Here is a 25,137-nt window from a genome sequence, read left to right on the forward strand (position 1 = left end):
TCTACAATTCATCGGAGCTCAGCATGTGGCCCATGTCGTGCTTTTTGGTTCTTAAATACCCTAAGTTCTCTTTTTTCGGTTGAATTTCCACAGGCACCCGATCTACAACCGCTATGGAAGTACCATCAAAAGCATCGACTTTCTCAGGATTATTGGTCAATAACTTGATTTGACTGACCTCCATATCTTCCAGGATCTCAATGGCAGCGGTGTAATCTCTGGCATCTTCATGGAATCCTAATGCCAGATTTGCTTCTCGCGTATCAAAACCATCGGCCTGCAGGTTGTATGCTTTCAATTTATTGACCAGTCCAATGCCTCTTCCTTCCTGTCTTAAATAAACAATGATCCCTCCATGTTTTTGGACCCACTTCATAGCAAAATCCAATTGTTCACCACAATCACATTTCGATGAACCAAATACATCCCCGGTCATGCATTCGGAGTGGACCCGAACATAAACAGGTTGACTTACATCCAGATTGGGTGTTACAAGCGCCAAATTGGGCATGGCCTCTACCTCATAAGGATACGCTCTCACTGAAAATGTACCATATTCCGTTGGCAATTCAGTGGAAACACTAGGTCTCATGGTCATGGTTGTGGATAACACAGTAAGCAGATATTTATGTATAAATTAAAACCAGCGGCTCAATTGCAACTAGAAATATATCTTTAATATCTGCCTTTACAGCAGGCTTAGATCAAAAGTTGTTTCGGTGAATTATTTATTTTGATATAATACTCAATTTAACTGATTAGAAGATGGTTGAGATCAGCGTAGCCATTGAATTAAAAGCGTATCATTAATCAATTCAAGTTGGGCCGGTGTTGGAAATCCAATAAAACTTAGATCGACTTCCAATATGTGTTTTCTACGGCGAAAATCTTTCTTTTCGTTTAATTTCCATGTTTTACTTTGCCGCTCGATCTTGGTCATCAGCGAGTTGAATCCTATAAAAACGGAAAAGTCGAAAGTTGTAGCATTTCGCTCATTTAATTTTGTAACTTTTGTATAGTCTTCGCCTCTGTAATCCTGCACACACGCTTTGATCCTATCGATTTTGCGTTGTTTTGAACCATTTGAAAGTTTATTCAAACGTCTTCGAATTTTCCTGAGGTTCCGCTGCGATCGTTTATAGCTTTTGAACTCACTTTTCGTAGCATTCACTTTTACGGTTTGCCACTTCTGAAAGAATTCTTTAATCTTTCCTCCGCCTCCTCCAGCTCCAACGATACTCACATTTGCAGCATCATTTAAATCAAACGCATTCCCGGAGATTGTCCAGCTCAACAGGCAGCAGAAGATGAATGTTCTCAACATGGCTATTTTGTAAAGACAATGGATACAGTATCGGCAAGTAAAAGTCCTTCACTCGCATGTGATGCTCTCAGTGTAACCACACCAGTGCTATCATTGATGTTATCGAGTATGACCGAAGCTTTGCCCTCGTTGGACAGTGCGATCGGAGCAAAGTTCACCTTTACCGTATCATCCGATACAGGAGGGCTCAATTGCTCAAAAATAACTTCCAACCCATTGGAAGTCGTCCCAACGGACCTTAGGAAATTACATGTTACGGTAACATCCTGAGAAACATTCGACTCAAAGCTACTTGCAGTCAGGTACAGTGAATCAGGAAACGCCGCCTGAACACCAATAGCCACAGTTTGAACAATCTCCTGCAGTTCAGCACTGATCAAAATGTCTCGATCGAAATCAAGTGGTGCGGTATAAATAAACTCTGCTTCTCTGCTTTTGATCAATAGTTCCAATTCAGTAGTAGCTGCACTTGTATCTGTCGTAGGTACCTGCGTCAAAACTCCAAGGTTTGTGGAAAGCATTACCGTTTGATCTGGTTCTGCACGATCACCAAGCGTAACCTTAAACATCCTAAAGTCCAGTCCATCAGCAACCATGGCTAAAGTATCCCCGTCATTCGCAGGTTTTATGGATAGCACTTCATCTGCAATTACTTCCTCATAGGGGTCTTCCAGTTCAAAAAATTTTTCGCAGGATAGGAGTCCTAGAAAGATCAGCAGGATTAATAAACTTTTAAATGTTTTTAACATGTGATAAAAGTTGGTTTTTTCCATCTATCAATTTCATTCCCATTTTGATCTTTTAGAGAGACAAGCAATACAATAGGACTTTCAAATCCTTGGGTACAAGATAACTTCAACTCCATTTCAACTGTGCACGAACTGCCGTCTGCACATTGAACAGCCCTGCAGACTTGTGTTGAACCCGAAGGCTGAAAAGTACATGGCACCCCTGATTCCAATCCGATACAAATTTGACCGGTACCACCTGGAACGCTATATCGTATTGACACTTTAAAAGACTCCCCACATTTGAGGCGATTATCGACGCTAATATTTTCTATCATGGCTATTTGCTGTAATATTTATCTCGCTTACTCAAGGCATTGATGATGTCCACATCAAAGCTTAACCCTAGAAAAAAGCTTCCTTTTAAACGAGCCGATTCAATGGCAGGACTGACATTAGGTTGATCATAAAAGACCATCCCTCCTTCTATGCTAATGAATCGATTAAAATCTCTGCCGAAACCCACAACCGGCTTAACACCAAGATTTGTATTTTGTAGGTCCTGATTTTTGAATTTGAAATTTTCTGAGGTTACAACTCCCACCAAAAAATACCACCGGTCAAAAAACCGATTGCCTACATAAGCGTTCTTAAGTCCTTTGTCTACAGGAGCGAAAAAGAACTTGAAGGCGAAGTAGCTGAACAAATCAACATCGGAAGCCTCTCTTGATCCTGCATTTAACCACACATTGGCCAAACCAAATGAAGTCCCCACCATAACCGCCTGTAGGTCTGTAGTTACATCCGTCAGTCCTTCAGAGAATCCATTGTAAGCCACGTCCTGAAGTTCTGCGCCCAAAATACCTTTCTGCTCTTCAATAACTTTGTCTTCATCAACTTTGGTGAAATAAAAACCGAGATAGTCTCTGATCGGTCTTGTCTTCGCGTTGATCGCTGAAGTAGCAGTTCCTTTTGCGCCATCAGCTAGCGACTGTACATCAGAACTATTGATCAATTCCGTATGCGCTGATCCATAATTATCCTTTGTTATGGTTTTGTCCGCAACCAATTCTGAAATAAGATCCATTATGGTTTTAGTACCTGCGATCTGTTGGGTACCAATAGCTGTTTTTTCAGTCTCCATATTCTTTTTAGCAGACTCAGAAGCTTGTATGGCGTTTAAGAGCGTTCTATTTCCTGACAATACCTCTGCCAAATCATTGGAAAACTCCTTTACCTTAACTTCATCTTCAATGACGCTTTTTGTTTCCTTTAGTTTGGCAAGAACGTCCTGTGCAGGAATCGTTGTTCGACCATTTGCGACAAACACACCCTCAGCTACTTTGGATAACTCCTCCAGTAAAGTATTGACCTGTTCATCAGAAAGTTTCTTAAAGAAGTAATATTTGAAATCGTAGTTTGTCTTAAACCTCAATGGTGTATCGAAATTGATCTCGAACTCTGTTTCATCCTCTTTCGATCGTGTCCATTGTTTCTTAATATCATCATCCAATGGTCGATCCAAGTCTCTTAAAATGAACACTACAGAATCCGCACCTTTCGCATCACCTTTGATTTTAATCTTCTGCCCGTAAGGCAGCGGATCCGTAGTTATGGACTTTCCATCAAACTTCACCTCCGCATAATCTTGCGCAGAAAGCAAGAAATTACCGGAGAGTAAGATGGCTAGAAATATAATTTTTACTGGGCTGTAACTCATTTAGACAAACATAGTTTGAGTTAGGACTGATTTACAATACCTAATTCTAAGTATATCGAAGGAATATTTCAGATAAATCGTATGAAAACGTAGATAATTTCATGATTCCTTAGAATCACCCTAAATTCCATTAGGATAATACCAATACTCATCTAACCCCGAGATTACCAGCAATAAGAAGAATTGTTATTCATCCACCAATTGGACATACTATTATTTCGAAATCGCCATTATGAGCCATTACATCACCGCTTCTTTTGGAGAAAAGAATGAAGATAGCGTCGTTCTTTCATATGGCGTAAGTTGGCGAACGCTCTCTGCGCTACGGAACTCGGGTATCGATATTTACGAACTTTATGACGGTCATACGCACGATGCTGGCATGAGTGGAGATGGCACTACGATCGAAGTTTCTTCCGAACAAGGTGAATACGCCTACCGACATGTGGTTGCATGGGCTGTTGCCATGCAAGAATGTTATCCTGAAACCTATCAAAAGGAATATGGTGGAGATGCTGTTGCTGAATCCGACCAGCTCACTGATGCGCAAAAAATTAATCAGATCATCGATAATCAACCCTTCCCACTACCTGACATTGAGCCGTTGGCTCAACAACTTTATGATGATCTTTATCAATATCCATTGAATGAGGATCAAATCAACCGTAGTATGGGCTACTTATACCTGTTTTGACATTTGCCAAATCAATTTGGGAATTCACGACTAAAAACAACGAGGGAGTATTTGTTGGATTCTATTGAATACTAATAGAAGGACTAATCCAATTCAGCCCACACCTTCTCAATCAGTTGCTTAGTAGCCCGGATACCCTCCGGTTCGGACAAGTTTTCCCCTTCGTATTCGATCCCGATGTAACCCTGATAACCTGCATCTTTTACGGTCTTCAATAAACGCACATAATCCAGGCGGGGTTGATCACCTGCCTCATCAAAGTCATAGGTCTTGGCACTCACGCCTTTCGCGTAGGGCATAAATTCTTTGACACCTCCTACCAGGTCATAAACTTGCTTACAACTATCATCACGGGTACCACCCCACTTCTCACTTGTACACCAATTGCCAAAATCGGGTAATGTTCCCATGTAGGGTGAATCAACTGCTTTGATCACTTCCACCATCAAATTGGCTTCGGAGCTATAAAGTCCGTGATTTTCAATGAGGATATTGATGCCGGCCTTAGCTGCGTATTCACATAAGCGCCCCATGCCATCGATCAATGCGGATTTCACTACGGACCTTTCACCAGTTCCAAACGCATTGACTCGAATAGAATGACAGCCTGATCGTTTGGCAGCATCTACCCAACCATAATGATTTTCTACCGCCGCTTTTCTGGCATTCTCGTCAGGATTTCCCAGATCACCTTCCTCATCAATCATGATCAACAGGTTTTGCACTCCTTCGGATTTGGAGCGCACCAACATATCGCTCCAGAATGACTGATCATTTTTTTGTTTGCGATAAAAGCTTCCCACAAACTCCACGGCATCCAGTTGATAAGTATTACGAGTAATGGCAGCAAAATCAATTGCGTTGATCTCACCTGCCCTGATCGCACGATTCAAAGACCACTGTGCCAATGAAATCCGGACCGCATTGGATTGTCCGAAAAGAGGGTTGGAAAAAGGCATGACTGATAAGGTAGCTGCAGACGCTACTGCTTGTTTGACAAAAATTCTTCGAGATGACATGGGAAGAAAGTTAATCAAAATTGGAATTGTTGTCTTTCAGGAAAGCGTTTGAGGTCTTCATTTTGTATCATTGACACTTGAGCAACTCCGACATATCACTTCAACGCTTTCTCGTACCCACAGGCTGGAAGGTTGATTGGCATCAATTCTATGAGGTTGATCCCAATGAAGCAATGATGCACTACTTTGACAGTCCTACTTTATTGCTGATGTATCATCAACATGCCAACTTGTTATTGGACATGTCATGGCAGCCTGAATGTGACCCTGAGGGTGAATTTATTGTGAAACTCATCCCTTGTTTGGAAGTATTCAATCCTCAGACAAACAGAATTGATGGCGAAGGCAACTGGGAAGAAGTATTGGAAGAATTTAGAACTAGGGACCGATTGACGCTGGTCGAAAAAATAGAATCCCTACTTGAATTCAGTAAGCGCTACAAAGATCCAAGAATCCTTAAAAGTCCAGGTGTCATAGACGAACCTTCGGAATCCTTAAGGCTACGCCTGCTAGAAGAAGGATTGACCCCATCACTATTTGAAGCAATTGTTGAAAAGGGCAATCCAATCATTCAACTAATGGTAATAGACCATCCAGACATTTCTCCTGACATGCTTAAGGTCATGATGGAAAAAGCCATTAAAAAAGGATTAAGGAAAAAAGCTACTGATATATTCAGTTCTCGCAGATTCCGGAACAAGCATGGATTGGATTAATTCAGAGAACAATTTGAATGATTGATCCGACTAAGATGATCGTCGCTTGAATAAGTTCTGATTTTGTAAATTGTTTGACGATGGTATTCATATTCTTATGCTTTATGATTGAATACCGGAATCATGCAGACACCCTACCCCACCGAACTATTTTTTATTCCGAATCAAATCCAGGGCTTTATTAAGTACCACATCTTCTTTGTTGGAAAATTGATCCCAGGTTGGAATTATTTCATGATCGGGAATCACGCCTCTTGCAGGATATGGATGTCCTACGTTGGCGGTTGTATACTTCCATAATGGAACAAATACTCTTATTCCACTATTGGGCAGTGTAATGGTTTTCGTATTGCCACTGGTGTTGCCATCATATCCTCCTCCCGTTTCTTGGCCTATAAAAACGCCTCTATCATTATGATGCAGCACCGTAGCAACATCCGCACAAGTGGAAAAACTTCCCCCATCCGTCAGCACATATAAGTTTCCTTGAAAAGCATTGGACTGGGGTTCCCAAATATTAAGTCCTTGATGGCTGGTCACATACTTCTTGCCCTTTCTGTTGACCACTCCGCCGTAACCGGAATACTCGTCAGTCACTTCGATGTTGTCAAAGTATCCAAAGGAGTCCGCCAGCAGATAAGACACCAACAATGCTCCATAATTGTCTCTTCCTCCCCCATTACCTCGCAGGTCTAAAACCAGGTTTTCTACACCTTCATTCTTGATTGATCTAAAACTTTGCTCCAAAAAAAGCTCATAGTCTAACCCTGCATTAGATAAGGACTGCTGACCAAAAGTGGAAATGCGCATGTAACTATGATCATCCAAATGATTTAGCTGAAGTGCTGCTTTTCTATCCTCATAACTCGACAATACTTCAATTGCTTTATCCCTAACCCGATTGACCGAAAGCTGCACATTTTCACCTGATGCTGTTTGATATTCAATATTTACCGGATCACTGCTACTTTCAATGTACAGTTGATAATAAAAGGGAAAGAACCAGCTGATCATGCGGCGCTTTCCCGATTCGATGAATCCATCCGCCGCGAGGTGCTGAAAAATGGTCGCTTCTATTTCCTGATAAGATTTTCCATTGATGGATAAAAGCTTAGCCCCTTTAGGCAGTTGTGAGTCCAATGAAGCAGAAATAAAGGGTTCAGCACCCAACAATTGAATTTGAAAAGGGGGGAATCGGCTGTTGGCACGATTGTCACGTCGCATGATATCGGGCATGGCCGTCCGTGTATGCCCGCATTTGACCTGACTGAGCAAAAAGGTGATCCGGGCATAGAGTTCAATACCTTCAAGGCCATCGGAAGTTTGAGCAGCCTCCTCAAAGTAGGCATTCATTTGCGATTTCGGCGTATATCGATACAATCCCGGATGGAATCGTTCCAGTTGATCCCGAAGAAAATTGACATCTTCAGCAACTTGATTGGCATTGTATTCTTTAGGTTGGCTGTAACAGGCTGTGCTGATTAGCAATAGGAAAATGAGATGGCGCATGATTACTTAAACGGAATAGAAAAAACCCTACGTACAGAAATGATTCGGAAGAGCAGTGACGGCTATGGTTGGAGGATTTGGGGTAGTGGTGGTATTTGATTAGACGCGTTGTTGCCTTTTACCCCATAGAATCCTTTCTATTGTAATTAGATCGACTTGACCCGAAAAGTATAAGATGTATTTTTGGTGTGTCCATTTGCGAAAACGTGGAAGAACATATTCCCTGGATTCACCCATCCCTGGCGTCTGGGATAGTTTATGAAAAACGGGAATAAAGCTTTCAATAAAGCTTCAATAATTGGCTTTTCTAATGCATTCATGAATATAGAATTAACACATTTTGGTTTAGGCAGAACATAGACCAGATGATCATTAGAATTTCAAGCTAATCCAAGAACCCTATGATATTATTATATCCATTCAACAAACTCATTTTATCACCAACACCCTGGGATTGATCGGATAAAGCCATTCAATTCCTCTTTCGGTAATCACTGCATCGTCTTCCAAAGGAATGCGAAGTTTTTTCCCGCCCCATTCTGGCACTTTGGTGTAAGCAAACAACTCAATGGAGATCAGGTTAGAAGGCTTGAGTTCATAACCGATCCGGACCGGATTGAAAAACGCAATAGAAGGACCAATACCATGCCCCCAATTTCCCACGGAATGGCATCCAATGATGACATCAGTCACATCCTGATCAGTAGCCTGATTGAAGGCTTTCATTTTATTAAAGCCGGCATCAGTTAAGGCTTTATAGATCTGGTCCTCCGCTTTTTGGGCAGTGACCCCAGGTTTAATGGTCTTTTTGATAATATCACGTACTTTCACTCCCTGATCGAACGCATTTTTAATTCCAGCTGGCACTTCCGTCTCCCCTTCTTTAAGCACATATGCGATGCGTTTCATGTCGGTGAACATGTTCATCAGGCCCACGCCCCAATCAATCATCAGTACATCACCTCGTTGAATGATCCGGTCGGACGAAGTGGCAATGATCCCTTCTGGCCCTGTCAAATAAACAGAAGGCATCCCGAATGAAGAACCCAGATTATGCTTGTGCAACTCTTCCAGCATCCACCAGGCCACGTCTTCTAAGGTAGTAACTCCAGGTGTGATCACTTCATTAGAAAATGCTCGTTCGGCAATAGTATAGGACAATTCTCCGGCCTCGCCATAAATAGCTATTTCAGTGGCTACCCTACGCGATCTAAAATCAGATACCAGCTTCTCTGCAGATACAAATCGATCTTCGTAGGTTTTGCCCAAGGTTTCTGCTAATTCCAGAAAACCCGAATAAGTCAGGCCATCTGCTCCTCCAAAGTTCTTGGAATAATTCAGTCCAATGCGTTTGGGATCTCGTTCTGAAACAAAGGCTTTCAATTCATCTGGAGATCCGAAGTAATCGTAGCCTCCACCTTCTTCTAATAAGTATCCGCCTATTCCCAGGGCTGCTCGCTCAATTCGGTCTCCACCCCGATCTGTGAAAATGTAAAATCCAGTGGCATACACATAGCCCTCGCCCAAATCTGTATAAAGTGGATCAAAATTTCCTTCCCGACACATCACAATCCACATATCGATTTCATTCTCCCGCATGACTTCAGGAAGAACCAAATCAAACTTATCGTTTCTTACCTGATTCAGTTTACGCCATCTTCTAAAAGCCTCCTGGCTGAATGATGTCTGAACAATGAATAGGGTGAGGATAAAAAGGAGCGATCTCATGAAGTACCAGGTTTCCACTAATGTAGCACCTTTTGGTATGTCTTTCTTGCTATCCATTAGTTTTGGAAACATGGAATGGACATCACAACAAAAGTCATTGCTCGAATTTGTGAAAAAGAAACACGGTGATCAAAAAAGAAAATATACAGGCGCTCCTTATTGGACGCATCTGGTCGCTGTAGCCACCATAGTGAAGCCTTATGCGCCGGAAGGTGTAGAAATTGCCCTCTGTCACGACCTGTTTGAGGATACTTCCTGTGGTGAAGAAGAATTGTTGTCATTGCTGACTGAAGCTGGCTATACGAATGAAAAAGCGAATATGATCCTTCATGGAGCCCTGGAATTAACCGATCAATTTGTCCCGGAGAACTATCCTGAACTTAATCGAAAAGAAAGAAAGAAAAGGGAAGCGGTCAGACTGGGTGAAATCTCAGCTCTTGCTCAAACTGTCAAATACGCTGATCTTATCGATAACTCTTCATCGATCATTAAGGAAGATCCAGGATTTGCCAGAATATACCTCAGCGAAAAGCAAGATATATTAAACGTGATGCGCGCCGGAAACCCGACATTACTTAAACGGTGCGAAAAGATCATTGATTGATCTCTCCTCAAGCTTCACGTGCAGATAGAACGAGGTACTCTTTTAGCTTTTTCTTCTTCTTCCTTTCGCGCTCAAAGTCCTGTAACAATTTTGGATGATCCTGAAGAATGATGCGTAGATTTTTCTTGGATAACTCAATGATAGTCCCGGTTGATCGGTCCAGTAGCATCTCTTTCAGGATCGTGTCTTCCATGTATACTTCGTCTATCCAGACCGGATATTTATGAATGTCCACGAAGTAACCGTAATTCCCAATCCATTCTACTTTAAAGAAATCAGTATTCTTCCTGAGTTTAGGCCTGTTCAGATTGATGAACAAAGAACCATCCATATAAACCGCAAATGTCTTTGTCTTTGGGAGTTTGTATTCCCTTGGACCTTTGAAACGATAAGCCGCAATTTTCTGCCCTCTCAATTTCCCTTGATGACGCTGGCGTTCATATCGGAATGTAGGAGGAATCTCTTCCGCAGGTTGATTCGCCAACAGGTCTTCCAAAGTTCGATAGGTGTGAGAATCTTGTGCTGTAGATAACGCCGGGATCAGTAGGATACTAAGAAGGATAAGTAACTGCTTCATGGCTTGATTGTTTGGTAGAATGGAGCAATTATTGGACCAAAACCGACTCCCCTTCCACCGGCATTTTCTCCCCTTCATTAATTCTTACAAATATTTTCCCAAAGAGATTCTTCAATTAACCCGAAATGCTATATTTGCAGTCCTTTTTGAAAGGCAGTCCAAAAATCACGGAGAGGTGGGTGAGTGGCTGAAACCACATGTTTGCTAAACATGCGTGCGAGAAATCGTACCGGGGGTTCGAATCCCCCTCTCTCCGCACTGAACCACTGAAGCATTTGCGGAGGTGGTTTTTAGTTAGAGATACCAGAAGCTATTGGTTCCATAACTCAACTGGATAGAGCAACTGTCCCAACCGGGCACGGCTTCTAATCAGCAGGTTTCAGGCGGTTCGCTGATGCGATCGAGTCCTGGAGGAATCGAAAAGGTATTTCTAGAGCTATTGGTTCCATAGCTCAACTGGATAGAGCAACTGCCTTCTAAGCAGTAGGTTCCAGGTTCGAGTCCTGGTGGAATCACTTGAAACCCCGCAATCAGCGGGGTTTTTTGTTTCCTTTCCGCATTGTCAAAACAGGCCACAATGACCATCCATCCTTAAAAAAAGTTAAATGGTATCGGTTGGTGTGCTTCGGGCCGTCTACACTTTGTAATTTTGGGTGTTATGATTTGGGCAAGAACCATCAGTTCGGCAGAGATGATCTTCATCGGCCTGTTCGTTTTACTTTATGGCATTTATGTCATCAGGGTTTTCAAAGTCGCACAGGCATTGCAATCGCCTATGCGCCGCATTTTGATCAAGCTGACCATCCGTACACTTTACTTCGGTCTATTCATCGTGGCCTTGCTTGGTCCGTCATTCGGTCAGTCTACCAAAGAAGTCAAATCTGTCGGAAAGGACATCTTCATTTGCGTAGACCTCAGCACTTCAATGAATGCCTTTGATGTTCAACCTACTCGACTGGAAAAAGTCAAGTTTGAACTCAAGAACATTGTAGAGGCCTTTAGTGCCGATAGAATTGGCCTGATCATGTTCAGCAACGAGGCCTTCATGCAATGCCCACTGACCTATGACAATAACGCCCTCAATCTTTTTATTCAATCCTTGAATACCTCGCTGGTCCCTAACACAGGAACGGACTTTGGTCCACCTCTGAAAATGGCTTTGGACAAATTGGAAAGTGATGCTTCCAATGTAGCTCGCCAAACCTCAAAAACCATTGTACTGATCAGCGACGGTGAAGATTTTGGTGAAGAAACAGCCGCCATCGCTACAAAAATCGAGGAAGCCGGGATCAAATTATTCACTTTGGGTGTTGGTACGGAAAGAGGATCGAAAATCTCTACCCGCAGAGGTTTTAAAAAGAATAGAAGCGGCGAAGAAGTTGTCTCTAAACTGAATTCCTCTTCATTAAGAAAAATTGCCTCGGATACAGATGGTAAATATTTTGAAATCAATAAGAGCAGAAACGATGTTTCCAGATTGATTTCATCCATTAATGATATCGAAGGCGAATTGCGCGATAGCAAACAAGTGGACGCTAAATCCAACAAATACTTTTATTTCCTGGGTCTGGCTCTTTTACTCATGTGCATGGACCTTATGTCGAATATTAGCGTATTAAGAATATGATCAAATACGTCTTTTTCCTTTTCGCTTTGATAAGCAACGATCCAAAAGAGATTGCCAAGATCAACGAATTAAAGCGTGATGCTGAGCGGTTCTTTAAGCAAAACGAATTTCAGCTAGCTGCTAATAAATACATCTACCTCACAGATTCTATGTATGTGGAAGACCCGGAGGTCATGTTGAATTTGGCACATTGCTATTACAGATTGGCCGATTCAACCAGCGCAAAGACTGCTTACCAAAACGTGGCAGCACTTGGGTCAAATGAAGCGAAAAGCATTGCCTATCAACAGCTTGGAGTCATGGCCAAAAAGCCAGAAACGCTGGAAAAGTCCTTGCAACTGATGAAAGCAGCAGTAAAAGCCGATCCGTCTAATATAGATGCTCGCTTCGACTATGAGGTTGTGAAAAAATTGCTGGAGAAACAACAAGAAGAGCAGCAAAACGATCAGAATAACGACGACCAGCAGCAACAAGAAGACGAAAAACAAAACGAAGAAGAGGAAAACCAGGAGCAGCAGGAAAATCAGGAGCAGCAACAAGATCAAGAGAAAGAGAAAGGCGAGCAGCAACAACAGGAGCAACAGCAAGAACAAGAAGGCGAGGAAGGTGAAGAACAAGAGCAACAGCAGGAACAGGAAGGTGAAGAAGGCGAGGAACAACAAGAACAAGAAGCTACACCCAAGGAAAAGCTGGAGGAAATGAACATCAGTGAAGAAAAAGCCCGCATGATCCTCGAAGCCTTGCGCAATAACGAGATCCAATACATTCAGCAGCAAAAAAGAAAAGCGACCAAAAGACCTGAAAGCGACAAGCCAGACTGGTAATTTTGCAGCACATAAAGCATTAACCCTAAGAATTAAAAATGGAAGAAGTATTTATTCTATCAGCTGTTCGTACCCCAATCGGAAGCTTCGGTGGATCGCTTGCCGGTTTTTCAGCCGTAGAATTAGGTTCAAAGGCCATTAGTGGTGCCTTGGATAAAGCAGGCGTCAACGCTTCAGATGTAGATGAAGTCTACTTTGGCAATGTGGTCAGCGCGAACCTTGGTCAGGCTCCTGCCCGACAAGCTGCTATCGGTGCTGGCATCGGCCACAATGTACCATGCACCACGGTCAACAAAGTTTGCTCTTCGGGCATGAAAACTGTCATGTTAGGTGCACAATCCATCATGCTTGGCGTGAACGATATAGTGGTCACAGGTGGCATGGAAAGCATGTCCAATATCCCTTATTACATCCCCAAGGCAAGATATGGCTACAAATATGGTCATGGTCAAATGGTGGATGGACTGATGCACGATGGCTTATGGGAGATTTACAACGGATTCCCTATGGGAAGCTGTGCTGATAATACTGCCAAAGAGATGAACATCTCTAGGGAAGAGCAGGATGAATATGCCATTAATAGCTACAAAAGAGCCGCTGCATCTACTGAGGCCGGACATTTCAGAGATGAGATCATCCCGGTTGAGATCCCTCAAAGAAAAGGTGACCAAATCGTAATGGCCGACGATGAGGAATATCGAAATGTAAAATTTGATAAGATCCCTTCCCTTCGACCGGTTTTCAATAAAGATGGTAGCGTTACAGCCGCCAATGCATCAACGATCAATGACGGTGCATCATCCATCATTCTGATCAGCAAATCAAAAATGGAAGAACTGGGCCTTAAGCCTGTTGCTAAAGTGCGTGGATTTGGTGATGCTGCTCAGGAGCCTATCTGGTTCACCACTTCTCCGTCTTTGGCCATTCCTAAAGCGATGAAACATGCAGGAGTTGAGAAAAGTGATGTAGATTTCTATGAAATCAACGAAGCATTTTCTGCGGTAGCGATTGCTAACAATCGTCAATTGGAGCTCGATCCGGAGAAAGTGAATGTATTTGGTGGAGCAGTTGCACTAGGCCACCCGCTTGGCGCTTCAGGAGCAAGAATTATCTCTACGTTGAATTCAGTGCTTACCAAAAATGAAGGTTCGATTGGCGTTGCAGGAATCTGTAATGGCGGTGGTGGTGCTTCAGCCATTGTTTTAGAGAAAGTATAATTGATAGTCCCTTTCAGGGAAAATATAAAAGCGACAGGCCCTGATGATTCATCAGGGCCTGTTCTATTTATTAGTAACCAACCAGCTTAGGATTTCTTCCAAACAGTTTGGTTACTCCAATTGATGGTATTGCCATCAAAGTTGATCACACCAGCCTGATCTCCTGCTGCAGGCACTGAGCCATCGGAGAAATCAACACTTACTACAGTAGATCCTAAATCCACTGAAAAACCAGTGAAAGGGCCTCTTCCATTGCTATATTTCAATGAATAAGCGGTAGCGCTACCGTTTGATTGTTCAACTGTGATGGTTGCACCATCCTGATCTGTCCATGTTCCAATAAAAGCACTCATAAAAATTTGAATATGTGGTTTTCCCTACTCTAAAGGCTTCCTGCCCAGGGCTTTTCGGGTTACGCCCTCCGTCAAATCACCGGACGAAAACGGTTCGTTTTTTATCGTGGGTGCTGCTCCACTTGTCTCTTTTGTTTTTGAAGCTTCATCTCTAAAGGACAAGCCAAAAGTAGCAGTAGCAGCCACCGCAACGATACCACGCATGTAGTATCGATGAGATTACGAGTGACGTAGTAAAGGAGGAAAAAAGTCGTAGCTTCAGACATGGATGTTGGCAATGGATTGACTCAGAATTAAAAAATAATCTTAACGGCCTTTCGTTAGTTCACAAGGCTTTTTTACTTTTTCGGTGTTATGCAAAGAGGTTATTCCAAAACCGTTTCAGTTTTACTAATGGTGTTGTGGTGCGCTATTAGCTATGCGCAAAAACCCTATAGAACGTATTATGACTTGGATCAAAAGGTCCTGAAAGAAGAATACGGCATTATCTATACGGATACCATTGTTCCACATGGTGCCTATAAAATGTTCAGTCAGACGGGTAAAGTAATCGTCAATGGCACCTTCGAACAGGGACATAAAGAAGGTAAATTCCTCAACTACTACGAGGATGGCTCCCTACAACGTGAAACGATTTACCTCGCTGGCTTAAGACAAGGCCCAACAAAAGTGTTCTACCCTAACGGCAACCTGCAACAAGAAGCAAACTTTGTCAACGACACCTTGATTGGTGAAGTAAAAACTTACCACCCAGACGGAAAAGTAAAGGGGTTGTCATCGTTTGATCGAGGACTGCCCGAAGGAATGGTAGTCACTTATTTCGATAATGGCAATAAACAAGAGGAAGTCAATTATTCCACCGGAAAACCCAACGGCATCACCCGTAAATTCTATGATACGGGAGTTGTGCAACTAGAAGCACAATATTCCAATGGCCTGTTAAATGGATACTACAAAACCTTCTATGCTTCCGGAAAACTGGAAATGGAAGTTTTAAATGAACGTGGAAAACGATCGGGCTTTGTGAAAAGATATCACGAAAATGGACAGATCAAGTCTACGGGAAACTATGAGGAAGGCGAACTTGAAGGGGAGTTTCTGGTATACTATAAAGATGGAAGTCCTAAGTCCGTCTACAAATACCGATACGGCAGAAAACAAGGGTTAAATAAAGACTTCTATCCCTCAGGAGCAATCAGTAAAGAAGCGGACTTTTCTTTCAATGGTCTCAATGCCTCCATTATAGACTATTATGAAAATGGCAAGGTCTCCAAAGAAAGCTATGTCGTCAACGAGCTACCAGGCAAAAACTGGAAATATTACAATGAGAAAGGTAAGCTGACCATCAGTGAAAATTACGAAGCTGGAAAACTACAAGGAGAACGATTGATTTATGAAGGTAGGAAAATCGTCAGTCGTGAGTCTTATGAACGTGGCATGAAAAACGGAACATGGACCAGCTACCACCCCAATGGTAAAGAAAAAGAGGTCTCTAACTGGAAACTGAACCGATTACATGGCCCATTTACGCTCTACTACAAAAACGGCAAAAAGCAGTATGAAGGAAATTACCTGATCAATAAACGAACAGGCGATTGGGTTTACTATGATGAAAAAGAAAAGGTCACTTCCCGTAAAAAGTACAAATCGGGAAGGATCGTAAGTGAGGAATAACCACTGCCTTTTTTTGTCATCCCCTGCTTTCCTACTGAGTGATTCAACACCCATCAATGCTACCAGACATGATCATGGACAGGAAGGGACTATGGAAACTTTAACATCTCGAAACTCAGCATCAGCAGGACGAATACACTCCTAAAGGTTTCATCAAAAGACTAAATTGTCTGCAACAAGCTTTTTTGCAAGCCTTTTTACCAGATTTGAAATATTTTTTGGTGATCCTTTGTTTTTTAGAAGAATCCACTTCTACCTTTGTCTCGACTTAGAAATGATTTTATAAAGAAGCGTGGAGAGACGGACTCGATGAAGCGCTAGCAACCATCTGCAAGGAAAGGTGCTAAGTTCCGAACTTGAAAAAGTAAAGATGAAATTATGAGAACTACATCCACTTTCAACTTCACACTAACGCATCGCACATCGGATCACGCCCTGATGATTTGTTGTTGCTGTTGTTGTTAATCTTTCCCGGAGACCAGTTCTAAGGATCAGAACGCACTCCATTCCTTTTTTCTTTTCCTGACAAAACTTTTCGTTCAAACATGAACTTCGAGACGAACGCCGTACGTACCCAGATTGAAAATGCACTCCACAGGGAGCATTCTTCTCCGATTTACATGACTAGTAGCTTCACCTTTGCCGATGCAGAGGAAGCGAGGGCCATGTTTGCAGATGAAGTCCCTGGCAATATCTACTCGCGATATTCCAACCCTAATACATCGGAATTTATCGATAAACTTTGCTTGTTAGAAAAAGCGGAAGACGGTATTGCCACAGCAACAGGCATGTCTGCTATGTTCACGAGCATTGCTGGCTACTTGCAAAAAGGGGATCATATTCTGGCTTCAAGAGCTGTTTTTGGGTCTACTCACCAGCTGTTCACTTCTATCTTGCCAAAATGGGGCATTGAACATACTTACTTCAATCTTCATCGTCCGGAAAAGATAGAGAGCCTGATCCAGCCCAATACGAAAATGATTTTTGTAGAATCTCCAAGTAATCCAGGATTGGATATTATTGATCTGGAGCACTTAGGTAATCTGGCCAACAAATACGGAATTGTTTTGAACGTGGACAATTGTTTTGCAACTCCTTACCTGCAAAACCCTATCGATTATGGCGCCACATTGGTCACACATTCTGCAACCAAATTCATTGATGGACAGGGCCGTTCTTTGGGCGGTGCCATCGTCGGAAAAAGGGAAATTATTGAAGAAATACGGTTTTTCGCGCGCCACACTGGTCCCAGTCTTTCCCCATTTAATGCGTGGTTACTGAGCAAAAGTCTGGAGACCCTGGCCGTGCGAATGGATCGCCACTGCGACAATGCACACAAAATAGCAAAATATTTAGAGGGTCATGAGGAACTAGAATTGGTAAAATATCCTTTTCTCGAAAGTCATCCGCAATATGACCTTGCTCGCAAGCAAATGAAACATGGTGGGGGACTTGTTTCGATCATCGTGAAAGGTGGAATCGAACGTGGCGTGAAATTTTTGAGCAGTTTGAAACTTTTGAGTTTGACGGCCAATTTGGGAGACACCCGTACGACGGTGACCCATCCGGCCAGCACCACTCACTCGAAACTGACCGAAGAAGAGCGTAGCAGTGTAGGGATCGCGCCTGGTCTGGTACGTATCTCTGCAGGGTTGGAAGACATAAATGACATTGTACAAGATATAGAACAAGCACTGACTGTAAGTGCAGATGTGATAGTGACATGATGCAATTGGCAAAACATATATGTAGGCAAGAAATGACAATCTGTTGTTGTCCATGTTGCTGTACAACCAAAATAAAATACCGTTAAGTGAGTTATAAAATGATTTTTATAAGACCCTGACGGTAAATCGTCAGGGTTTTTTTATGTCAAAATATTGAAAAACAAAGCATGAGTACCGAATTCGACACCTTATCCCCAGCTGCACAGCGCGACATCATCGAGCTGCAAGACAAGATAGATCGCTTCAAAAAAGGCGAAATCCCAGAAGAACGCTTCAAGGCTTTTCGATTGACCAGAGGCGTTTATGGTCAGCGACAACAAGGCGTGCAAATGTTCAGGATCAAGCTCCCTTTTGGAAAGATCAATCCAACACAAATCCGTGCCATGGCAGACCTGGCGGAAGAATTCGGTCACGGCAATTTGCATCTCACCACACGCCAGAACATACAGATGCACTATGTGGATGTGGCCAATTCGCCCCGCATTTGGGAGGTGTTGGAATCCGTTGGTGTGACTGCCCGTGAAGCTTGCGGTAATACCGTACGTAACATTACCGCCAGTCCCTATGCTGGCATTGATCCTGATGAACCTTTTGATGTATCTCCCTATGCGCATGCTGTATTCGAGTACTTCTTGCGCAATCCCATCTGCCAGGACATGGGCCGTAAGATCAAAATGGCTTTCTCTTCCTCAGAAAAGGACTCAGCCTTCACTTATATCCATGATTTCGGTTTCATCCCAAAAGTGATTGAAGTGCAGGGAAAACAAAAAAGAGGCTTCCGGGTGGTTGTCGGTGGCGGCTTGGGTGCACAAGCTTTTGTTGCTGAAACGGCCTATGAATTTCTGGAAGAAGAAAAACTGATCCCGTTCATCGAAGCAGGTTTGCGAGTATTTGACCGTCACGGCGAAAGAGAAAGAAGAAATAAAGCACGTCTGAAATTCCTGATTGATCCCAAAAAAGGCCTCGGGCTTGAAAAATTCCTGCAACTCGTAGAGGAAGAACGTCAATCTTTGCCCAATCAGGTGATCTGGATTGATCGGGAAACAGTACCCAATGAAATTCCTGATGCCACCACCATTGAAGCAAAACAGACCTCTTCTCCAGCATTTGAACAGTGGCTAAAAGCCAATGTAATTGAGCAAAAACAGGCTGGTTTTTACGCCGCTAAGATCAAAGTTCCTTTAGGCGATCTGAAGGTAGCAAAAGCAAGAAAGTTTGCAGATTTAGTGGAGAAATGGGCCTCTAATGATGCGAGGCTTACCATTAATCAAGGCGTTTTGCTCAAATTCCTCCGCAAGGAAGAATTACTGGGCTTATTCCATGACTTACAGGCATTAGAGCTTGGTAACAGTGGTTTTGAAAGCCTCGGAGACATCATCGCGTGCCCGGGGACGGATACCTGTAACCTTGCCGTGACCAATAGCACAGACCTCACCACAGAACTGGAAAAACTGATCCAAAACGAGTTTCCACATTTGATTGATGAAGCCAACATCCAGATCAAGATCAGTGGATGCATGAATTCCTGTGGCCAGCACATGATCGCCAACATTGGGTTCCATGGCAGCAGTATCAAATACCAGGGTAAAGTCTCTCCTGCTCAGCAAGTGGTATTAGGCGGAGGAGTCGACCCGGAGGGACGTGGATTCATCGCTGAAAAAGTGATCAAGGTACCCACCAAACGAGTGCCTGATACCGTCCGAAATTTGCTCCTGGATTATGAAGCCAACGCAACCGAAGAAGAGTACTTCAATCAGTACTTCCAGCGCAAGGGCAAAATGTATTTCTATGAGTTACTGAAGCCTTTGGCCGATCTGTCTACACTGAATGAGGAAGGTTTTCAGGATTGGGGTCGTGAGGTTTCCTTCACTCCGGAAATTGGTGTCGGGGAATGTGCCGGTGTGGTACTTGATCTGGTCAGTACCATCGTAGGAGATGCGCAGGAAAAAGCGACCTGGGGAAGAGAAGCACTAAATGAGGGTAAGTGGTCCGGTGCCATTTATCATGCGTACAGCGCCATGGTTATCGGAGCGAAAGCCTTGCTGTTACATGAAGAAATTCAGTGCAACACCCACAACCAGATCATCAATACTTTTCAGGAAAAACTAGTAGCCGAAGGAAATTTCAACAGTGTCAGTGATTTCCCTGAGACAGTACTTCAGATCAATAAGCATGAGCCTTCCGAAGGTTTTGCAAATGAATATTTAGCCACTGCAGAAGCATTCATGGCTGAAGTATTGAACTATCGCGAGGTTCAACAAGGAGAAAAATTAGTCATCAGCAACTTCTACAAAGCATAACATGGATCAGTCAAAACTTACCTTAGTCGGTGCGGGGCCCGGAGACCCGGAATTGATCACACTCAAAGGTGTGAATGCCCTTCAACAGGCAGATGTAGTACTTTACGATGCCCTGGTCAATCCTGAATTATTGCAACATGCACCGGAGGCTGAGCACATTCCTGTCGGCAAACGAGCCGGCAAAGCCAGTGTTAAGCAGCAAACCATCAACCAATTGATCGTGGAACATGCCCTGCAAGGCAAGCACGTCGTTCGGTTGAAAGGTGGTGATCCCTTTCTTTTCGCCAGGGGTTTTGAAGAGTTGGAATATGCACGATCCTTTGGTATTGAAGTAAACTCCGTGGTAGGCGTGAGCAGCTTGCATCTTCCGGGCATGTATGGGATTCCGCTCACCTTAAGAGGGGTCAACCAGAGCATCAACATCGTGACGGCCACAACCTCGGAGGGAACATTGAGTAATGAAGTAGAGCAAGCGGCAAAACATGCAGCGACCACAGTATTCTTCATGGGTTTCAACAAACTAGAGCAGATCGTTGACCACTACCTGACTCACCGCCCAGCAGATCTACCTGTAGCCGTCATTGGTCGTGGGTCGTTGGAGGATGCATTTGTCTACCAATCCACCGTCGGAGAAATCGTTACAGAATTGAAGGATGTCAAAGTGCCTTCTCCTGCTTTGTTGTTGTTCGGAGAAGTCGCTGGTGTAAGATATGGTGAGATCCTGTCAGATGTAGAAAGCCAAATCACCCGTGTAGCATGAGTCAGGAGCATCTGCAAAATCACCTTTTCCCCATCTTCCTGAAACTACGGGAAGTACCTACTCTGCTGGTAGGAGGTGGAAATGTAGGTCTGGAAAAACTGGAGGCCTTGTTGAAAAATGATGCAGAGGCACTGGTACACATTGTGGCCCCGGAGATCCGGGAAGAAATTCAGGAGCTCGCAAAGGCTCATCAAGGAATAACCCTGGAATTCCGTGTTTTCGATCCTTCTGATCTGGACAACTTTCGAGTGGCCATTCTGGCAACTGATCAGCCAGAACTACACAAAGAAATCAAAGCTTTGGCGCTGATCAAAAAGGTGTTGGTGAATGTTGCTGATACGCCCGACCTATGTGATTTCTATCTAGGGTCAACGGTCAAAAAAGGTGCGTTAAAGATCGGGATCAGCACCAATGGCCAATCTCCTACCCTCGCCAAGCGGATTCGGGAATTGCTGGAGGAAGTGCTCCCGGATGATACCCCTCAATTACTCAAAAACTTAAAAGCCATTCGGGACCGACTCAAAGGTGACTTTGAATTCAAGGTCAATAAACTGAATGACATCACTACTAAAATGCTCAAGGACGATGAATGATTTTTTAACGGATATCGACCTCAATACGCTCAACAAGGAGTTTGAACCCTTGACGTTTCAGGAACGAATGACATTGCTGTTCGAAAAGTTTGACCCTGAAGAAATTCTAGTCACCACCTCTTTGGGCTCAACCTCTTCTATTTTGCTTCACTTATTGAGCAAGGCGGCTCCGGAGCATCCGGTCAATCTAATCAATACAGGCTATTTATTTGAGGAGACATTAACGCATCGCCGGAACATTGAACAAAAACTAGGCATCAATATCGTCGACGTAAAACCCTCAAAAAATAAACATGTCTTTACCCAGGAAAACAATTCCTGGAATCACAACAATGACCTTTGCTGCTTTGTGAACAAAGTCGAACCCATGAATCGCCTGAAAAAAGGGAAAAAGATCTGGATCTCCGGCGTACTCCGGTTTCAAAATGAAAACCGCAGGCACCTCAATATTTTTCATGATTCGGGGAATATCATCAAGTTCCATCCCATCATCGACATGAAGCAAGAGGACGTTGGATTGTACCATCAGGTATTTGATCTACCAGTAAATTCATTGTTCTATCAGGGGTACGGATCTATCGGCTGTCACCACTGTACTGCGAAAGGAGAAGGACGTGAAGGAAGATGGCTCAATGCACAAAAGACGGAATGCGGGCTACACCTTTGAAATAAGTCACCGAGAATTTTGGCCGACTGAACCAGTAAATTGTCGGTTGATCTAAGATTCACACATCTGGAATCCTATTGGAACAAATTAGCTTCCAAAAAAAGGATATGAATTTTTTCCGGAGAATTTTAGGCCTCAACACCGAGCAACCTTTTCAGTTGAAGTATAACAAGATGTTTGATGAATGGCAGGTATTCGAAGAAAAAAGAGTCGTTTACCAGGGCACCAAATCCCGCTGTAACAAATACATTAAGTTCATGACTTCTAAGTAATTGATTGTCATTTGGATGGATTTACTTTCATTCAACGACAAACACAGGTCAATTAACTAAAAACAACCAACGAAACACGGTGCGTGTAAGCGTCTCTTGATATATTGAATAAGTATACAACCAATCTTATTCTAAATCATGAGTACGCAGAAAATCGAGAAAGCCAACGGTCGTCGGCAATTTCTCAAATCCAGTATTGGCAGCGCCGCAGCTGTCACCTTACCCGCAAGTATGACCATGTGTGGCCCCAATGAAGAGGGAGCTGCACAATCTGCTCAAGGTCCGCAAGGCCCACGTTACCGTAAAAACGTCACGAGCTTAACCGCTCAGGAAAAAGCAGACTTTACCAATGGCATTCTTGAACTAAAAAGAGTACCTTCTCCTTTCTTCAAAAACAACCTGCTGAGCTATTATGATGGCTTGGTACGCATGCATCAGCTTGCGGTAATCCAGGCAAGGCAGCAGGGATTCGGTGTAGGACACAAATGCCCTTCTTTATTGCCATTCCACAGAAAACTGGTCCTTTTATTGGAAGATGGTCTGAGGTCAGTCACGGGAAAAGATATTGCAGTACCCTTTTGGGACTGGACAGATCCATCCAGTGTAGCAACGGTTTTCGCAGATGATTTCATGGGGCCAGCAACAGGGGACCCTAACAATGACTATGCGGTTACCTCTGGGCCATTCAAAAAAGGGGATTATGAATTGAACTTGATCACTGTTCCTGATGGAGACGAGGATTACCTTAACTTTTGCCCATTCCCATTCCTGACGCGTGCGGGTACCATTGGAGACAACAATCAGAAAACCAATATCAATAGCCAGTTGCCGCTTTTAGCAACTGTCGATTTGCCTACCAGTCTTGAAGTAAATGCGGCTATGGAAGTACCAAATTACGACATAGCACCCTTTGACCCTTCCGTAGATCGAGCGCAGAGCTTTAGAAACCATCTGGGCGGATGGAAAGGTCCCGGAGGTGCCCCGACCCTTCACAACGTTGTTCATACGTGGACTGGCGGTTCCTGGGAAAGCTGTTCTTACCGATACTATCCGGGAGCGAAAACTGCCACCATCACCAACTGTGATGGCGACGAAAAAGCATGGCCAGCCTGGATCACTGGAAAACGCTACTATGTAGGGACCATGCAGGCACTGCAAACTTCGGCCAATGATCCGGTATTCTTCATTCATCATGCCAATGTGGACCGAATTTGGGCCGAATGGCAAGCCAAGGAAGGTAATGGCGGCACCGATGGTTACCCAAAACAAGGAGCCGAAGGACTACAAGCAGGCTGGGGTCCTGATGATGAAATCGCCCCTTATGCTGCGCATAAAGATGTTCCTGAAATGACCAAAACAGGCATCACAAACGCATCTATGTTGGACATAGAGAAGTTAGGTTATTCTTACGAGCCAGTGTAACCTTTAGTTATTAAGTGCTCTTCACTGATCATATGAAAGGCTATCGAAATCGGTAGCCTTTTTTTATCTGCACTTGATCGCTATTTATTTAATCATCCCTCTCACTCGCGGATCTCGGAGCCACAAAGCCAGCCACATCACCACCCCGAAAATGGCGGGAAATACGGTATTGAATACAGGGTCCTGATGGATGACGTGTGTAGCAACCGCCCCGCCCAGCCAGGCTGTTAAAAAAAGCGCGCCAATCACCGCCGTTCTCGGAATGGCATATAAAATGGTAGACAGCAATAGTGCCACTCCCAGTTTAAATACCGTGTGCTCCATATAACCAAAGGCTACGGCATTTTGCACGGCTTCTTCATTCTCCATCAAATTCATCGCCGCTCCCATAACAAACATCACAACGATGATTCCTTGCAAAATGTAGGAAGTCCATAAAAGCACTTTAGGGATTGTTTGATCTGACATGTCGATTTAGATAGGTTAGTACCTCTCAAATTAGTCTTTTTTCCTCAATCCAATGATCTCCGCTAATCAGACAATTGTCTGATCAACTCAGCTTGTTCCGGAAATTGAGTGATCAATGCTTCTTGATCGGCCGCTTTAAAATCAGAAAAATCAAAACCTGGAGCCATAGTTGTTCCCATCAGAGCAAAACTTCCACCCTCCTGTAAGTACGATCCCTGCCAGGTTCTCCCTGGGACCTTGTACTGAACTTGATGACCTTTTAGTATGTCCTGACCCAATGTGATCAACTCAGATGTCCCTGTTTCGAATAAATTGAGCATGGTAACCGGATCACCCAAATAAAAATGAAAAATCTCATCAGTTGGAAGCCAATGCAAAGCAGACTGGGTATCGGGAGTCAGTAAGTAATAAATAGCGGTGTAAATAGCCTTATCTTCGTCATAATCCACTTTAAAATGCTTTTTATCAATGATTTCATCGGCTCGATGGGTTTGTCGGTAATACCCCCCTTCCACAGGAAGTGGTTGAAGTTCCAAATAGTCAATTACTTCCTGAGCGTTCATAGGCTTATCAATAGCGTTTTTTAACACCTTTCCTTAAAATGAACTTAACCA

At 43.4% G+C, this 25,137-nt stretch carries 25 protein-coding genes, 2 tRNA genes and 1 riboswitch; of the genes, 15 read left to right on the top strand and 12 right to left on the bottom strand.

Going from position 1 to position 25,137, the window contains the following annotated elements; all coding sequences use genetic code 11:
• Position 1: 1 nt before the first annotated feature.
• The 4 genes from ribA to R8G66_21070 all read right to left on the bottom strand — a co-directional run bounded on the left by ribA (position 2) and on the right by R8G66_21070 (position 3,772).
• Positions 2-592, bottom strand: a complete 591-nt coding sequence (gene ribA / locus R8G66_21055) for a GTP cyclohydrolase II (GenBank protein ID MDW3194876.1) — start codon at positions 590-592, stop codon at positions 2-4.
• Between the two features lie 183 nt (positions 593-775).
• The gene (locus R8G66_21060) at positions 776-1,294 is read right to left on the bottom strand and encodes a hypothetical protein (protein ID MDW3194877.1); all 519 of its coding nucleotides are present in this window, start codon (positions 1,292-1,294) and stop codon (positions 776-778) included.
• Between the two features lie 32 nt (positions 1,295-1,326).
• A complete protein-coding gene (locus R8G66_21065) occupies positions 1,327-2,073 on the bottom strand; it encodes a hypothetical protein (protein ID MDW3194878.1) in 747 nt (248 codons plus the stop codon).
• A gap of 319 nt (positions 2,074-2,392) precedes the next feature.
• Complete coding sequence (locus tag R8G66_21070) at positions 2,393-3,772, bottom strand: hypothetical protein (protein ID MDW3194879.1); 1,380 nt, start codon at positions 3,770-3,772, stop codon at positions 2,393-2,395.
• Between the two features lie 232 nt (positions 3,773-4,004).
• On the opposite strand from R8G66_21070, the gene R8G66_21075 reads away from it, so the two are divergent.
• On the top strand, positions 4,005-4,466 hold the full coding sequence (locus R8G66_21075; GenBank protein ID MDW3194880.1) for a hypothetical protein: 462 nt from the start codon (positions 4,005-4,007) through the stop codon (positions 4,464-4,466).
• An 83-nt stretch (positions 4,467-4,549) separates the two neighbouring features.
• On the opposite strand, the gene R8G66_21080 is transcribed toward R8G66_21075, so the two are convergent.
• The gene (locus tag R8G66_21080) at positions 4,550-5,485 is read right to left on the bottom strand and encodes a TIM barrel protein (protein ID MDW3194881.1); all 936 of its coding nucleotides are present in this window, start codon (positions 5,483-5,485) and stop codon (positions 4,550-4,552) included.
• 77 nt (positions 5,486-5,562) lie between these two features.
• Here R8G66_21080 and R8G66_21085 point away from each other — a divergent pair, with 77 nt between their 5' ends.
• Complete coding sequence (locus R8G66_21085) at positions 5,563-6,201, top strand: hypothetical protein (protein MDW3194882.1); 639 nt, start codon at positions 5,563-5,565, stop codon at positions 6,199-6,201.
• 147 nt (positions 6,202-6,348) lie between these two features.
• Here R8G66_21085 and R8G66_21090 read toward each other — a convergent pair whose 3' ends face one another.
• Positions 6,349-7,710, bottom strand: a complete 1,362-nt coding sequence (locus tag R8G66_21090) for a S41 family peptidase (GenBank protein ID MDW3194883.1) — start codon at positions 7,708-7,710, stop codon at positions 6,349-6,351.
• A gap of 429 nt (positions 7,711-8,139) precedes the next feature.
• Positions 8,140-9,438 carry a M24 family metallopeptidase gene (locus tag R8G66_21095; GenBank protein ID MDW3194884.1) on the bottom strand — a complete coding sequence of 433 codons (1,299 nt, stop codon included), beginning with the start codon at positions 9,436-9,438 and terminating at the stop codon, positions 8,140-8,142.
• Between R8G66_21095 and R8G66_21100 the strand changes: the two genes are divergently transcribed.
• Positions 9,437-10,042, top strand: a complete 606-nt coding sequence (locus R8G66_21100) for a metal-dependent phosphohydrolase (protein MDW3194885.1) — start codon at positions 9,437-9,439, stop codon at positions 10,040-10,042. The two genes, R8G66_21095 and R8G66_21100, sit on opposite strands and share 2 nt — an antisense overlap.
• A gap of 7 nt (positions 10,043-10,049) precedes the next feature.
• On the opposite strand, the gene R8G66_21105 is transcribed toward R8G66_21100, so the two are convergent.
• Entirely contained in the window at positions 10,050-10,619 is a 570-nt protein-coding gene (locus R8G66_21105; protein ID MDW3194886.1) for a hypothetical protein, read from the bottom strand.
• Positions 10,620-10,788: 169 nt separating this feature from the next.
• Here R8G66_21105 and R8G66_21110 point away from each other — a divergent pair.
• The 5 genes from R8G66_21110 to R8G66_21130 all read left to right on the top strand — a co-directional run bounded on the left by R8G66_21110 (position 10,789) and on the right by R8G66_21130 (position 14,287).
• A tRNA-Ser gene (locus R8G66_21110) sits at positions 10,789-10,875 on the top strand.
• Between the two features lie 185 nt (positions 10,876-11,060).
• Positions 11,061-11,134: transfer RNA gene (locus tag R8G66_21115), tRNA-Arg, on the top strand.
• 143 nt (positions 11,135-11,277) lie between these two features.
• Positions 11,278-12,246, top strand: coding sequence for a VWA domain-containing protein (locus R8G66_21120; protein ID MDW3194887.1), 969 nt, complete (start codon positions 11,278-11,280; stop codon positions 12,244-12,246).
• Complete coding sequence (locus R8G66_21125) at positions 12,243-13,070, top strand: hypothetical protein (GenBank protein ID MDW3194888.1); 828 nt, start codon at positions 12,243-12,245, stop codon at positions 13,068-13,070. Before R8G66_21120 ends, R8G66_21125 begins: the two co-directional genes overlap by 4 nt.
• Before the next feature lie 38 nt (positions 13,071-13,108).
• Complete coding sequence (locus R8G66_21130) at positions 13,109-14,287, top strand: acetyl-CoA C-acyltransferase (GenBank protein MDW3194889.1); 1,179 nt, start codon at positions 13,109-13,111, stop codon at positions 14,285-14,287.
• 86 nt (positions 14,288-14,373) lie between these two features.
• On the opposite strand, the gene R8G66_21135 is transcribed toward R8G66_21130, so the two are convergent.
• Both R8G66_21135 and R8G66_21140 read right to left on the bottom strand, forming a co-directional pair.
• The gene (locus tag R8G66_21135) at positions 14,374-14,640 is read right to left on the bottom strand and encodes a hypothetical protein (GenBank protein MDW3194890.1); all 267 of its coding nucleotides are present in this window, start codon (positions 14,638-14,640) and stop codon (positions 14,374-14,376) included.
• A 24-nt stretch (positions 14,641-14,664) separates the two neighbouring features.
• Positions 14,665-14,844, bottom strand: a complete 180-nt coding sequence (locus tag R8G66_21140; protein ID MDW3194891.1) for a hypothetical protein — start codon at positions 14,842-14,844, stop codon at positions 14,665-14,667.
• A gap of 246 nt (positions 14,845-15,090) precedes the next feature.
• Here R8G66_21140 and R8G66_21145 point away from each other — a divergent pair, with 246 nt between their 5' ends.
• From R8G66_21145 to R8G66_21175, 7 genes are all read left to right on the top strand, one after another.
• Positions 15,091-16,314 (top strand): toxin-antitoxin system YwqK family antitoxin, encoded by a 1,224-nt coding sequence (locus R8G66_21145; GenBank protein MDW3194892.1) that lies wholly within the window; start codon positions 15,091-15,093, stop codon positions 16,312-16,314.
• A 277-nt stretch (positions 16,315-16,591) separates the two neighbouring features.
• A riboswitch (SAM riboswitch) is annotated at positions 16,592-16,691 on the top strand.
• 168 nt (positions 16,692-16,859) lie between these two features.
• Positions 16,860-18,041 (top strand): aminotransferase class I/II-fold pyridoxal phosphate-dependent enzyme, encoded by a 1,182-nt coding sequence (locus R8G66_21150; GenBank protein ID MDW3194893.1) that lies wholly within the window; start codon positions 16,860-16,862, stop codon positions 18,039-18,041.
• A gap of 167 nt (positions 18,042-18,208) precedes the next feature.
• On the top strand, positions 18,209-20,341 hold the full coding sequence (locus R8G66_21155) for a nitrite/sulfite reductase (GenBank protein ID MDW3194894.1): 2,133 nt from the start codon (positions 18,209-18,211) through the stop codon (positions 20,339-20,341).
• Position 20,342: 1 nt separating this feature from the next.
• On the top strand, positions 20,343-21,101 hold the full coding sequence (gene cobA / locus R8G66_21160) for a uroporphyrinogen-III C-methyltransferase (GenBank protein ID MDW3194895.1): 759 nt from the start codon (positions 20,343-20,345) through the stop codon (positions 21,099-21,101).
• A complete protein-coding gene (locus R8G66_21165) occupies positions 21,098-21,694 on the top strand; it encodes a bifunctional precorrin-2 dehydrogenase/sirohydrochlorin ferrochelatase (protein MDW3194896.1) in 597 nt (198 codons plus the stop codon). The genes cobA and R8G66_21165 overlap by 4 nt, the downstream gene beginning before the upstream one ends.
• Positions 21,687-22,361, top strand: coding sequence for a phosphoadenylyl-sulfate reductase (locus R8G66_21170; GenBank protein ID MDW3194897.1), 675 nt, complete (start codon positions 21,687-21,689; stop codon positions 22,359-22,361). The genes R8G66_21165 and R8G66_21170 overlap by 8 nt, the downstream gene beginning before the upstream one ends.
• A 410-nt stretch (positions 22,362-22,771) precedes the next feature.
• Positions 22,772-24,055, top strand: coding sequence for a tyrosinase family protein (locus tag R8G66_21175; GenBank protein ID MDW3194898.1), 1,284 nt, complete (start codon positions 22,772-22,774; stop codon positions 24,053-24,055).
• 84 nt (positions 24,056-24,139) lie between these two features.
• Here the strand turns inward: R8G66_21175 and R8G66_21180 are convergent, their stop codons facing one another.
• Entirely contained in the window at positions 24,140-24,523 is a 384-nt protein-coding gene (locus R8G66_21180; GenBank protein ID MDW3194899.1) for a DoxX family protein, read from the bottom strand.
• 62 nt (positions 24,524-24,585) lie between these two features.
• Positions 24,586-25,086, bottom strand: coding sequence for a cupin domain-containing protein (locus R8G66_21185; protein MDW3194900.1), 501 nt, complete (start codon positions 25,084-25,086; stop codon positions 24,586-24,588).
• Positions 25,087-25,137 lie beyond the last annotated feature (51 nt).

The sequence above is a fragment of the Cytophagales bacterium genome, assembly GCA_033344775.1.
Classification (GTDB): Bacteria; Bacteroidota; Bacteroidia; order Cytophagales; family Cyclobacteriaceae; genus JAWPMT01.